Origin of the sequence: Streptomyces sp. A1277 (genome assembly GCF_004795015.1) — a bacterium.
GTDB lineage: Bacteria > Actinomycetota > Actinomycetes > Streptomycetales > Streptomycetaceae > Streptomyces.
On sequence record NZ_SSBI01000067.1, the window covers coordinates 15574 to 27847 of the forward strand.

Annotated in this window: 11 protein-coding genes and 4 pseudogenes; 8 read left to right on the plus strand and 7 right to left on the minus strand. The window is 68.8% G+C overall.

Going from position 1 to position 12274, the window contains the following annotated elements:
* Window positions 1–95: 95 nt before the first annotated feature.
* The 3 genes and pseudogenes from E6R18_RS31595 to E6R18_RS31605 form a co-directional block, all read right to left on the minus strand.
* Window positions 96–1379: pseudogene (locus E6R18_RS31595) on the minus strand (tyrosine-type recombinase/integrase).
* The gene (locus E6R18_RS31600; protein WP_136320306.1) at window positions 1379–1606 is read right to left on the minus strand and encodes a helix-turn-helix domain-containing protein; all 228 of its coding nucleotides are present in this window, start codon (window positions 1604–1606) and stop codon (window positions 1379–1381) included. The pseudogene E6R18_RS31595 and the gene E6R18_RS31600 overlap by 1 nt, the downstream one beginning before the upstream one ends.
* Window positions 1606–2454: pseudogene (locus E6R18_RS31605) on the minus strand (replication initiator); the annotation flags it as partial. The gene E6R18_RS31600 and the pseudogene E6R18_RS31605, both read right to left, overlap by 1 nt.
* A gap of 14 nt (window positions 2455–2468) precedes the next feature.
* Here E6R18_RS31605 and E6R18_RS35330 point away from each other — a divergent pair.
* The 7 genes and pseudogenes from E6R18_RS35330 to E6R18_RS31635 all read left to right on the plus strand — a co-directional run.
* A pseudogene (locus E6R18_RS35330) lies at window positions 2469–2636 on the plus strand (winged helix-turn-helix domain-containing protein); the annotation flags it as partial.
* Window positions 2613–3293 carry a winged helix-turn-helix domain-containing protein gene (locus E6R18_RS31610; protein WP_276607278.1) on the plus strand — a complete coding sequence of 227 codons (681 nt, stop codon included), beginning with the start codon at window positions 2613–2615 and terminating at the stop codon, window positions 3291–3293. The pseudogene E6R18_RS35330 and the gene E6R18_RS31610, both read left to right, overlap by 24 nt.
* Before the next feature lie 556 nt (window positions 3294–3849).
* Entirely contained in the window at window positions 3850–5106 is a 1257-nt protein-coding gene (locus E6R18_RS31615; RefSeq protein ID WP_136320308.1) for a helix-turn-helix transcriptional regulator, read from the plus strand.
* 125 nt (window positions 5107–5231) lie between these two features.
* Window positions 5232–5603 carry a hypothetical protein gene (locus E6R18_RS31620; RefSeq protein ID WP_240799917.1) on the plus strand — a complete coding sequence of 124 codons (372 nt, stop codon included), beginning with the start codon at window positions 5232–5234 and terminating at the stop codon, window positions 5601–5603.
* Window positions 5596–5871 carry a hypothetical protein gene (locus E6R18_RS31625; protein WP_136320309.1) on the plus strand — a complete coding sequence of 92 codons (276 nt, stop codon included), beginning with the start codon at window positions 5596–5598 and terminating at the stop codon, window positions 5869–5871. The genes E6R18_RS31620 and E6R18_RS31625 overlap by 8 nt, the downstream gene beginning before the upstream one ends.
* A 147-nt stretch (window positions 5872–6018) precedes the next feature.
* Window positions 6019–6426: a hypothetical protein gene (locus E6R18_RS31630; RefSeq protein WP_206308481.1), complete on the plus strand. Its 408-nt coding sequence runs from the start codon at window positions 6019–6021 to the stop codon at window positions 6424–6426.
* Complete coding sequence (locus tag E6R18_RS31635) at window positions 6426–6686, plus strand: hypothetical protein (RefSeq protein WP_136320310.1); 261 nt, start codon at window positions 6426–6428, stop codon at window positions 6684–6686. The genes E6R18_RS31630 and E6R18_RS31635 overlap by 1 nt, the downstream gene beginning before the upstream one ends.
* Before the next feature lie 137 nt (window positions 6687–6823).
* Here E6R18_RS31635 and E6R18_RS31640 read toward each other — a convergent pair whose 3' ends face one another.
* The 3 genes and pseudogenes from E6R18_RS31640 to E6R18_RS31650 form a co-directional block, all read right to left on the minus strand.
* Complete coding sequence (locus E6R18_RS31640) at window positions 6824–8131, minus strand: site-specific integrase (RefSeq protein ID WP_136320311.1); 1308 nt, start codon at window positions 8129–8131, stop codon at window positions 6824–6826.
* Complete coding sequence (locus E6R18_RS31645; protein ID WP_129768513.1) at window positions 8131–8355, minus strand: helix-turn-helix domain-containing protein; 225 nt, start codon at window positions 8353–8355, stop codon at window positions 8131–8133. Before E6R18_RS31645 ends, E6R18_RS31640 begins: the two co-directional genes overlap by 1 nt.
* A pseudogene (locus E6R18_RS31650) lies at window positions 8352–9086 on the minus strand (replication initiator); the annotation flags it as partial. The pseudogene E6R18_RS31650 and the gene E6R18_RS31645, both read right to left, overlap by 4 nt.
* A 799-nt stretch (window positions 9087–9885) precedes the next feature.
* Here E6R18_RS31650 and E6R18_RS35420 point away from each other — a divergent pair.
* Entirely contained in the window at window positions 9886–10524 is a 639-nt protein-coding gene (locus tag E6R18_RS35420) for a hypothetical protein (RefSeq protein ID WP_346765017.1), read from the plus strand.
* A 668-nt stretch (window positions 10525–11192) separates the two neighbouring features.
* Here E6R18_RS35420 and E6R18_RS31670 read toward each other — a convergent pair.
* Window positions 11193–11972 (minus strand): SUKH-3 domain-containing protein, encoded by a 780-nt coding sequence (locus tag E6R18_RS31670; RefSeq protein ID WP_136320314.1) that lies wholly within the window; start codon window positions 11970–11972, stop codon window positions 11193–11195.
* Between the last annotated feature and the right edge of the window lie 302 nt (window positions 11973–12274).

Below are 12274 nucleotides of genomic sequence, written 5' to 3' on the forward strand. Positions count from 1 at the left end.
GATCGGGAACCAAGCTGAGAGAGCGCGTGACGCCCCTTCCTGCGCAACCTGAAGAGGGGGGCGTTAGGGGTTTGACGGCAACGGTGACGGCAACGTCAGCGGACGACGGCTATGGCGGGTGGGTCGTTGGGGTCGTTGCCGGTGGGGCTGAGGGCGTTGCCGAGGGTGTTGATGGCCTGGCGCTGGAGGCGGAGTCGGACGTGGGCGTAGACGCCGGCGGTGACGCCGATGTGGGCGTGCCCCAACAACTCCTTGATCACGACGAGGTCGACGCCCTGTTCCAGAAGCAGGGTGGCGGTCGAGTGCCGGAGGCCGTGGAACCGGATGCGGCGGAGCCCGGCCCGGTTGAGGAGTCGGCTGAAGCTGCGGGTGAGGTTGGCAGGTTCGAGAGGGCCGCCAGTGAGGGTGGTGAACACGAGTCCGTTGTCCGATCAGCCCGTCCCTGCGGCCCGGCGTGCTTCCTCCTGCTGTTCCCGGTGAGTCTTCAGGGAGTTGACGCATTCGGTGGGGAGGACGATGCGGCGTTCGGAGGTGCGTGTCTTGGTGTGCAGGACGGTCAGGCCACGGGTACGGGTGCGCTGGAGGGAACGGTGGATGGCGGCGGTTCCCGTGTTGAGGTCGAGGTCTTCCCAGTGCAGGCCGAGGAGTTCGCCCTTGCGGAGTCCGGTGCGCAGGGCGAGTTCGTACAGGGCGTGGAGCCGGTCGCTGATGGCTGCGTGGAGGAACGGCCGGGCCTCGCTTGCGGTGAAGGGCTTGAAGCGCCGGGGGCGGGGTGCGGGGGTCTTGACGTTGCGGGCGACGTTGCGGGGCAGGTCGTCTTCGCGGACGGCGTGCTCCAGGGCGGACTTGAGGACCGAGTGGACGTAGGTCACGGTCAGCGGGGAGAGCCGCTTGTTGCAGCGCTGGCCGATGGTGCAGCAGGAGCGCCGGTCGGTGTCGCGTCCCTGGGTGCAGCACTGGCAGGTGATGCGGAGGCGGTAGAGGAAGGTGCGGACGTCGCGGGCGGTGAGGCGGGCGAGCTTCTTGGTGCCGAGGCCGGGGTTGAGATGGAGGCGGACACAGGCGGCGTATCGGGTGTGGGTGTTCTCCCGTACCTGGTGTACGGCGACGCCGTTCAGCCAGTACGTCAGATACGTGCTGACGGTGCTGTCGGCCGCCGCGACGGGCAAACCAAGGTTGCTGGCGGCGATCTTCTCGGTGAGCTTGGCGAGGGCTTCCTTGCGGGTGGTGCCGTAGACGCGGACGCGCTTGCGGGTGTTGCCGGGGGCGAGGACGTATCCGGCGGCTTCCCAACGGCTGTCTTTGCGCTGGTAGACGGTTCCGTCGCCGTTGGCGCGGGATCGGGTGCGGCGGGACGAGGCGGGGCGCGGCGTGGTCATCAGGCGGCGGCTTCCTGTTCGAGGCGGGCACGGATGAAGTCGGTCAGGGCGTGGGTGGGGATGCGGCGGGCGCGGCCGAGGGTGATCGAGGTGAGCTGGCCGGTGCGGAGCAGGTCGTAGACGGCGGAGCGGCCGAGCTGGAGGCGGGCCATGACCTGGGGCACCGTGAGCAGATCCAGCGCCGGAGCCCTCTCTGTGCGGAGAGCGGCGAGTAGGGGCGAGGTCATCAGCAGCCTCCTTCGGCCGTGAACTGCCGTTCCAGTTCTTTGCGGTGCCGGACACCCGCGGCGAGGAGGGTCGCGCCGGGGCTGTAGCCCGAGCCGAGGTAGGTCCAGTGGCCGATGACGAGAGTGGTGGTCGGGTCGGGTTCGGGCAGGCCGGCGTGGGCGCGGGCCTGTTGGGTGCGCCAGGCGCGGCGGACTTCGCGCAGCGCGCCTAGGGTGGTGGAGTAGCTGCGGGATTTGGTGGAGAAGTGGCCCCGGAAGCCGAGCATGTGCGCCCACTTCCAGAGCTTGAGGCCGGTGAATTCCGGCAGCCTGCCCAGCTCCCAGCAGGTGCGGATCATCTGCCGGACGTGGCGGGGGACGGCGAGGCGAGGCAGGGGCCGGGCTTGTCCGGTGCCGTCGCAGGCGGTGCAGGGGAGCGGGGTTCCGTGGGGCAGGAGAGTGGCACCGCGTCCCTGGCACGGGCGGCAGAACAGGGCGTGGTCAAGGGTGTCGGAGGCGTCGGCGGACTTGGTGGCGTACTTGGCCACGTAGGCGGCCACGGCCTGGTCGGTGAGTTCGGCGTCGGTGCCGAAGGCGGCGATCTCGCGCACGTCGAGCTGTGTGCCCCAGGTGAGTTCGCGCTCCCCGATCGCATCCGACGCGACGGCCACTCGGACACGGAGGGCTGCAGCCCGGATGGCGTCCGTGAGCACGGCGACGGTCGCAGACGCGGGTGGGGGCGTGGTGTTGCCATCGGGGCCGTCGAGCCGGATGACGGCGTGGAAGTGGAGCAGGCCGCGTTTCTGGTATTCGGCGACCTTGGCGAAGGAGATCCGCAGCACGGCGCGGGCGGCCTTCTGGGTGAGGCCCGCCGTACCTCCAGGCCGCCGAGGCCCTTCGGGACGCGATCCTGAACGGCGAGTACCGCTCCGGCGAGCGCCTGCCCTCGGCCAACGTGCTGGGTGATCGGTTCGGCGTATCCAGCTCCACCGTCCAGAACGCCCTGCGCGTGCTCAAGCAGGAAGGCTTGGTCTACTCCCAGCTCGGCCGGGGCAGCTACGTCAGCGACTCCGTCGGCGGGAGCACCGAAGAGGCCGGCGGCGATCATGAGGAAACCGACACCGAGGGGCCGGACTGGCCGGTCGACGTCATCTACAACGGTGATCCCCGACCGCCGTACGCCCAGGTCGCCGACATCCTCCGCCGGGAGATCCTGGAAGGCACCTACCCTCCGGGCTCCCAGCTCCCTCCCGCCCGGGAGATCCAAGAGCGGTCCAAAGTCGCCAACTCCACCGCGCAGAACGCCTATCGCCGCCTCAAGCAGGACGGGCTGGTGTACGCGGTAAAGGGGCGCGGTGTTTTCGTGCGCCAGGAACCGGAGCCGGGCAAGCACCACGGGACGATCACGAACTACCTGCTGCGCGATGAGATCGCCCGCGAGGCGCGTGCTGCCGCCACCGAGTTCGCCGACCTCAGCGACGAGGAGCTGCTGGCGCGGGAAGCAGAGCTGGACCGGCGATGGGACGTGGTGCGGGAGGAGCATCAGCGGCTTTACGGCGAGCGGCGGAAGGTCAAGCGGGAGAAGAGCCGACGCGGCCTGTTCCTGCCACCCCTGCATGACGACGACGCCGAGCCGGACATGTCGCCGAGCGAGAAGCTGAACACCGCGCTGGCCGAATCGAAGAAGCGCCGGCAACAGCGGACCTGACCATCGACCGGGCAGCTTGACCAGCGGGTGAGCTGTTCAGAGTTTCTTTACTTGATCAAGGCGGCCCGCTGTCGCGGCCCGCGCGCGCTCCGGCCCTGCGGGGCCGCCGCCCGCTCCTGTCTCCGCCCCGCTTGCCGTCGGCCCCGCCGGTCCGGGCGCGCAACAGCCCAGACAGCGAAGCCTTCTGGGGCGCTGCCCCAGACCCCGGCCCTCCCTCCGAGGGGAGTGGGGGCCGTGTGTCGGGTGCGGCTTCGTCGTGGTGTGCGGTCGGGTCGCGGGTGGGGTCCCGCGCCGTCCGGTCACCGGAGGCGTACCAGGAACCCCCGGGGGCCGCCAAGGCCGAGCGCACGCGTCACGGGGTGAGCCTTGGCGGCCCCCGGGGAACCCTGGTCCGGCGAAGCTGCCCGACCGACGAGGGACCCCACCCGCTCAGGCGGCGGTTCTGCCGGAGCGAGGCCCGGCTCGGGGTGGTGATCGCTCTGTGGCGGGTATCTGCCGGATAGCCACCGGTTGATGCGCCCGTCCGGCGTACCGTGGCGCTGGAGGTGGTGAGCGGATGGCTACGGAACTCACGGAGCTGGCGGACAACGTCCGCAAGTACCGGCGTCGGGCCGGGATGAGTCAGGAGGAACTGGCCCACGCCGCAGGCGTGTCGCCGGGTACGGTGCGCAAGGTGGAGCAGGGTGGAACGGTCCGCATGGAGACGCTGCACACCCTGGCCCGCGCGCTGGAGGTGACCACGGCAATGCTGCTGGCTCCGGACGCTCCGCACCCGGTGCGTAATACCGAAGACAGGAACCGCGTCAACCTCATCGAGCTGCGGGCCGCCCTGACTCCGCCGGTCGGGCTGGCCGATGCGGGCGGCGAGGCCGGGGAGGAAGAGCCGAACGTACGTCGCTTCCGCCGGGCGGTGCATGACGGCGCGGTGCTGTACCACTCCGACAGCTACAAGAGCGTCGCCTCCCAACTCCCTGGCCTCCTACGGGACGCCAACAGTGCGGTCGCCTACTACGACAGTGGCGAAGAGCACCGGCAGGCGCTTCTGGCCCGAGCGGAAGCCCTGCAACTGGCCGGACGGTATTTGACGCAGGTCCGGCAGTACGACCTCGGCTACACCGCCCTGGCCGGGGCGATCACCGACGCCCGCCGTGCCGCAGACACCCTCAGCGCAGCATCCGGCGTGATCGGCATGTGCTGGCTGCTCCTGCGCCAGGGCCGACTGGACGAGGCAGAAACCCTCGCCGCCCAGACCGCCGACACGATCGAGCCGAGGCTGTCCAGGGCCACCACCGACGAATGCGCGGCATGGGGCTGGCTGGCACTACGGGCTGCGGCTGCCGCAGGCCGAAACAACCGCCCCCAGGAGGCCCGCCACTACCACCGCATGGCCACCACAGCGGCATCAGCGGTGGGACGCGAGCACACCGGCTCGTTCTTCCGGCACTGGACGACCTTCGGTCCGCTGACCGTCGGCATGAAAGGCGTCGAGGACGCCATGGTCGTAGGGGACGCGCGTACCGTCGTACGCAGGGCCGGCGAGGACGCCCTGTCACCCAAGGCATGGAAGAGCACCGGGCGGCCGAGTGACGACAACTGGAACCGCCACCGCATGGACGTCGCACGCGCCCACGCCCGCACCGGCGACCTGACCGCAGCGATGGACGAGCTGAGCGGAGTGCGCCGAGCATCCCCTCAGTGGCTCAGGCACCAGCACGTGGCCGCCGAGACCATGCAGGAGATCCTGAAGAAGCGCAAGCGCACCCTCACCGCCGAAATGCGCGACATGGCCTCCTACCTGGGCGTCGTCGGATAGCTACCACGCAGCGCAGCACTTCGCACACTCTGCGTCGCAAACTGCGCTGGCTCATACATGGAGTGACAGTCAGTCAGCTCCTACGGTCACCGTGTCCCTATCAGCGACCCAGCCGGGGGTGCACGGTGACCAAACCCAGGAGCGACGCGGACCGCATGCGGCGCCGGGAACTTTACGACGCGGCGGCAGGCGTGGCCGGCCCCCGCTTACTCCCCTGGACCACCCCCGACGGCAACCCCTGCTACCTCAGCACCGACGGCAGGGGCTACCTGTCCACACTCGCCGACAGCATCGAAGCCGTCCAACTCGGCATGGGCGAGGAACTGCTTGAGCACGCCCGCGAAGCCCTGGCCCCCGGTGCACGAGTCCTGTCGGCCACCGAGTACCGCTGGCTGGCCAGCCGACTGGCCGAGGCACTGACGGACGCGCTCCGGGTGGCCGAATCGCGAGGACAGCGCATCCCGGACCCGCAGGAGGAGGCGGCCGAGCATGTCTGACTCCGCACGCACCGGAACCCCGGTCCGCAGGCGCTACCGCTTCCGCGAGTACCGCGTGACCGCCGTGGTGGACCCGATGACCCTGCCTACCTTCGAGGCCATCTGCGTCACCGGAGAAGACCACGACTGCGGCGCCACCTCCGGCGAACTTCACGCCGAGGAGGAGCTGACGCGCTGGATCGCCGAGCACTGCGCCCAGACCGGCCACGATTTCTATCGGCGCACGACCCGCGCCACCCTCCGCGCCGAACCCGGCGCGTGGCAGTGAACGGTCCCGCTGCCCGCGCCCCTGACGGCAGTAGCGACGGCAACGCCCACGGATTTCTACGCACAACCACGGACACCAGCGGAACCCGAAACCCACGCTGACCAGCGAAGAAGCAGGTAGAGGGGTACCGCGTAGCACACGTACTATGTGCTGGCGGGGGCCACGCCGATCCTCGTTCACAACTGCGATGGCAGCGTCGATTGGGTCAACGAGAACGCAAATATGAGTTCCGCAGCGCGGGCTTATGATGCCGGGGCGGCGGGTTCCAGGGCTGGCGTGGCCCCGGCGTTGCAGTACTACAAGGCTGGCGGGAATCGCCTGTCTCAGATCAAATTCGATGGGTTTGATGCGGCCAACGGCGTGATGATCGACCGAAAGGTGAGCGTCACAACCTTCAACAAGACATACCGACAAGCCATGAATCAATCTCTGGCGCTTGAGCAGAACGGTTACAGCGGCCGGTGGGAAGTCCCCACTGCGGCTGAGGCCGCGCGGGCTCGAAAAGTCCTCGGCGGCCTCCTGATCACCAACATTCGAGTGAGGGTCGTGCCCTGATGGATGTCAACAAGGTCCTGGTTCGCGCATTCGTAAGCCTCGTCGTCTCGATCGACTTGACGGACGACGAAGATATTGATCCGGATGTCGCGACGGACATTTTCGAACCTGCTGCCGCCCTGTTTCGTGATCTCTCGGAAGAGGGGCGTCGGGAAGTTACTTCCCTGGTTCTTGAGTGCGCCGAACTGGAAGAGAACCCGGAGCGCAGGAGGGTAATTCTGGGGCTTCCGGAAGCCATTGGTCTTCTCGATGAAGACTGATCAGCGGGAAGTGAGGCGTAACCTCTTCGCTCGATTCCGCAACCGTCACACTGGTTATCGGTAGCATAGTTGAAGCCCCGTCAGGCGTGTCCTGGCGGGGCTTCTGCGTGGGGTGACGGCAGTAGTTGACGGCAACGTCAGCGGACGAGGGCGGCGCAGGGCGGCGGTTCGTCGCCGTCGGCGTTGCCTGTCCCGGTGTTCGTCGGGCCGTCGAGCGCGCTGCAGAGGGCGTCGATAGCGTCTCGCTGGAGGCGGAGCCTCACGTGGGCGTAGACGGTGGCGGTGACGCCGATGTGGGCGTGGCCGAGGAGCTCCTTGATCACGACGAGTTCGACGCCCTGCTCCAGGAGCAGGGTCGCAGTCGAATGGCGGAGGTCGTGGAAGCGGATGCGGCGCAGGCTGGCCTTGCGAAGGAGCGTGAGGAAGGCGCGGGTGAGGTTGGTCGGGTCGATCGGCCCGCCCTGCACCGTAGTGAACACGTGCCCGCCGTGCAGCCACGTCGTGCCCGCGGCCTCACGCTCGCGCTGCTGCTGTTCGTGGTGGAGCTTCAGTGACTGGCGGCAGCGGGTGGTGAGGGCGATGCGGCGCTCGGAGGCCCGCGTCTTGGTGGGCAGCGTGGTGAGCCCGCCTGTGGCGGTTCGCTGAAGGGTGCGGCGGATGGCGGCGGTGCCTGCGTCGAGGTCGAGGTCTTCCCAGCGCAGGCCGAGGAGTTCGCCCTTGCGGAGTCCGGTGTGGAGGGCGAGTACGAACAGCGCGTGCAGCCGGTGACCTTGCGCGGCGGTGAGGAGCCGGCGGGCTTCGTCGGTGGTGAGGGGTTCGAAACGCCGGGGCCGTGGGGTGCCGGTGCGGACGTTGCGGGCGACATTGCGCGGGATCTCCTCCTCGCGCACGGCGTGTTCCAGGGCGGACTTGAGTACGGAGTGGATGTAGGTCAGCGTCAGCGGCGAGAGCCGCTTGGAGCAGCATGTTCCGGTGGCGCAGCAACGGGGTTGATTGCGGCCGGCATCGATGTTGCGGGCACAGCACTGGCAGGTGGTGCGGAGTTGGTTGAGCCAGGTGCGGACGTCTTTGGCGGTGAGCTTGGTGAGCTTCTTCTTGCCCAGACCGGGGATGAGGTAGTTGTTCACGCAGGCGGCGTAGCGGGTGTGGGTGTTCTCGCGGAGGTGGTGGACGGCAACGGCCTCCAGCCAGTACGTCAGGTACGCGGCCAGGCTGCCCTGAGCGGACGGGATGGGGAGGCCGCGGTTGCTGTTGGCGATCTTCTCGGTGAGCTTGGCGAGGGCTTCCTTGCGGCTGGTGCCGTAGACGCGGACGCGGCGGCGGGTGTTGCCGGGGGCGAGGACGTATCCGGCGGCCTCCCAGCGGCTGTCCTTGCGCTGGGAGACGGTGCCGTCGCCGTTGGCGCGGATGCGGCGGGAGGCGGGGGTGTCGCGGGGTGTGGTCATCAGGCGGCTTCCTGTTCGAGGCGGGTGCGGATGAAGTCGGTGAGTGCGTGGGTGGGGATGCGGCGGGCGCGGCCGAGGGTGATCGAGGTGAGCTGGCCGGTGCGGAGCAGGTCGTAGACGGCGGAGCGGCCGAGCTGGAGGCGGGCCATCACCTGGGGCACCGTGAGCAGATCCAGCGCCGGTGCCGCCTCCGTGCGGAGGACGGTGGGCGGGGGCGAGATCAGCAGCAGCCCCCTTCCGCGATGAACTGCCGTTCCAGTTCCTTGCGGTGCCACACGCCGGCCGCGAGGAGCGCGGCGCCGGGGCTGTAGCCCGAGCCCAGGTAGTCCCACCGACCGACGACGAGCGTGGTCGTCGAGTCCGGCTCGGGCAGGCCCGTGTGGGTGCGGGCCTGTTCGGTGCGCCAGGCGCGGCGGGCGTCGCGCAGTGCGCCGAGGGTGGTGGAGTAGCTGCGGGACTTGGTGGAGAAGTGGCCCCGGAAGCCGAGCATGTGCGCCCACTTCCAGAGCTTGAGGTGGGCGAACTCCGGCAGCTTGCCCAGTTCCCAGCAGGTGTGGATCATCTGCCTCACGTGCCGCGCGACGGCGAGGCGGGGCAGCGGCCGGGCCTGTCCGGTGCCGTCGCAGGCGGTGCAGGGGAGCGGCGTTCCGTGGGGCAGCACGGTGGCGCCGCGTCCCTGGCAGGGACGGCAGAACAGGGCGCGGTCGAGAGTCCCGGACGCGTCGGCGGACTTGGTGGCGTACTTCGCCACATAGGCGGCCACGGCCTGATCGCTGAATTCGGCGTCGGTGCCGAAGGCGGCGATCTCGCGTACGTCGAGCTGTTGGCCCCAGCCAAGTTCGCGTTCCCCGACTGCGGCGGAGTCGACGGAGATGCGGGCGCGCGGCGCGGCAGTGCGGATGGCGTCCGTGAGCACGGCGACGGTGGCATACGGGCTCGGAGGCCGGCAAGAGCTCGCCGCCGGGCTGGCGGGGCAACGGAACCTCGTTCAACGAGGCGCGCGGGCATCTGCTCGCCGGCCGGCTCGGCGGTGCCGGAAAGGGAGCTCTGGCGAAGCGGAATCTGGTGACTCTCACCCAGGACCCAGTGAACACACCCTGGATGCGAGACATTGTCGAGGGGCCGATCTACGCAGCCGTCAAGGCGGGCGAAACGGTGCAGTACTCGACAACACCTGTCTACGCACCCGGAGGAAACCCGATTCCCATCGCGCTGAAGTTCTCGGCTCACGGGAACAGAGGATTCGAGCTCAGCGGGTGGTTGGAGAATCCGGCCTCGGGGGTGCGCACAGGACGGTGACGACCAGGCGCAACCTCGCATGAATCCGGGGGGCCACAGGCAGTAGCCTGTGGCCCCCCGGCCGTTCAAGGAGACGCATGTCCCGCACCACCCCGTCACGTCCGATCGACATCGAGAGGGTCTTCCCGGACCTCGCGGTCTATCGACGCACCGCGACGCGACTGCACCCGCGCCCGGGTGCGCCCAAGGCCGGAGACAGCTCAGTGGGAGGGCTGCTCCTCTGGCCGGCGGACGAGCCTTGGCCCGTCTGTACGGAGCGGCACCGGCGGGGGTACGGGGAGCGGACGGCGGACGTGCGGCTGCGCCGTCGTGTCCTCGCCGAGGCGTGGAGCCGGGTTCCCGCCCCAGGCCAACGTCCTGGCCCCACGGATGAGGAGGGCGACCTGCTGCGATCACTCAAGCGGGGGCGCCATGCCCCCTCGCTCGGAGACACGGACCCGATTCCCCTTCTTGCGGTGGCCCAGTTGTTCCGGCGGGACGTACCCGACCTCGGAGGCCCGGCCGATCACGATCTGCTTCAGATCCTGTGGTGCCCGTTCGATGCGCATCACGGCCGCCATGAGCCCGCTGTCACTCTGATCTGGCGCCGGTCCTCCGAGGTTGGTGACGTTCTGGCGGCTCAGCCGGAACCCGAAGTGGTTGGTTCTGAGGGATACGTGCCCGCGCTGTGCACACTCGACCCCGAGCAGGTCGTCGAGCATGCGGACATCGAGTTGCTCCCGGACGAACTGCGGGAGCGCATTGACGCGTGGGAGGGCGACGAGGACGACCTGGATGAGGACTCGATCCTCTACCGGTCCGACCTGTCGGTCGCACCCGGCTGGAAAGCCGGCGGATTCGCTTCTTGGCACGGGACGGGCCGCGCCGACGTGCTCTGCTCGTGCGGGGCTCGGACGGACCTTCTGGTGACGGTGGCGAGCAAGGAGTGGGACGGCGGCAGCCGCAGCTGGATTCCGTCGGAGGACCGGGCGGCGTCGCAGGACATGGATGCCAACACGCCCACTCAAGTCACCGTGGGCCGCTGGGGCTCCATGAACGTCTTCCTGTGCCGGGCGGACTTCACACACCCGCCGCAGCTCAGCCTCCAGGGCTGAGATCCGCCACACGTGCCGAGGCGGTTGCCTGGTCTGTGCCGGCCTCGTACCAGACGTGGCGGCGCGGCGCGGATCCGGGATCCGGACGCTGCGGCGCACGGCACCGCGCCGGTGGTACTGGGCGGGCACCCCGACCGACCACCCGCCACGTGTGTCTCGCTCGACCCCGCACCGGCATCAGCCCGGTTATCTCCATCGTCACGGCCCCGGCCAGGCAGCAAGCATGGGCGTCCGGGACGGCGCGAGCCCGCCGGGCGGCCTCTCAGGTGCCCGGCCAGTCTGCTGCCGAGCGGTTGGACCGGGGCTTCCGATTGGTGGTCCGGCCTACGCTCCCGGGCTCTGCGCGCCGAGTGGTCGGCGGCCGTCGCCAGCGGGGCGGCAGACAGGAGCGGGCGGCGGTCACCGACCGCCGACGCGCGGCGACCCGCGTCAGCGGGACGCCCTCTGGCATCGCAAGGAACTGGGACGGCAGTTCGCGCCCGAGGGGGGCTGTTAATGGCCTCGCCCCCACCCGCCGCCCTCCACGCGGAGGCGGCACCGGGGTGGTGCGGGACATGCGTCTCCTTGAACGGCCTGGGGGCCACAGGCTGCTGCCTGTGGCCCCCAGGGGCATGCGTGGTCATAGCCCGCGCTCCAACCGAAGCGCCCTGAAGACGGGCACCTCGCGATCAGGAGAAGGTCTTGTCCCAGCTGCTGGAGACAAACGCCTTCACTGCTTCTTCGAAGCCGGGTCCGATGCGCTGGATGTCGGCGTCGCCGGCAAACACGATGTCACCGTTCTCCAGCAACAGGACGTTCTCCTCGGTCTCCAAGGCGATCCCGATCGGAACCGCCCGCATGCCCAGCCGCCTGGAATAGCTGCGACCATTCGGCGGATAGACGTCCATGGCTTCCTCCTCGAGAGCGACGGTGAGCACCATTTTCTCGCCTGTTGCAGAATATGTCCGGCCGACTACGATCTCACCGTAGTTCTTCAGGAACTCGCTGAGATTTTCGGTGACCTCATATCCGACTTCCGCGTAGGTGCCGACAGCCGTCTCGATATTCACCTCGCCAGATTCGATCCGCTCCACTCCGGCCAGTACGGCTTTGAGGGATTCGCGCTCTCCTTGGTGCCTTTTGGAGCGTCGTCCCTGACCGGCCATGCTCCGCCGAGTCGACCCAGACGTGATTCGAGACGGTGTGGAGCCGGGGCTCGCATTCACGCCGATGTCGTAGCTCCCGAGCAGCGCCGGCGGAATGGTCTCACCGGCTCCGTGGCCGCCCGAGGAACCTCCGGGGATGTCATAAACGTCATGCCGTCCGCTGACGGTGCACGCGACCGGATTGTTTATGTTGTGCGCCAGCACCGCGGCGTCACCGGCGCCCACGTGGTACGTGTGCAGGCCCTCGACGCTCAGGTCGTACGTGACGCGCTGCGCCGTGTACGCCTTGACGTCGAGCACCACGGTCGGCCGGAACGGTTCACTCCTCGGTATACCGCTTCGTGTACTTGTTTCCCACCTGGTGCTACTTCCTCTGGAACCTCAGGTCCCAGTCTCCAGGTGTCCACGATCAAGGGGAAGCTTCACGGCAGCCCGTGCCCTCTTTGGGCGGCGGATCGCCGGGCGCGCCCTTAGGCTAAGCCTTGATCCGCCGAGGCGGTTTGAGGATGTTCTCCTGCCCGGTTGTTGAGTTGGTTCTGTGTGGGTGGCTGAGTGTGGGCAGGTGGTATCTGCTGGTTTGCCCAGCTTTTCCACGTTCTTCGGTT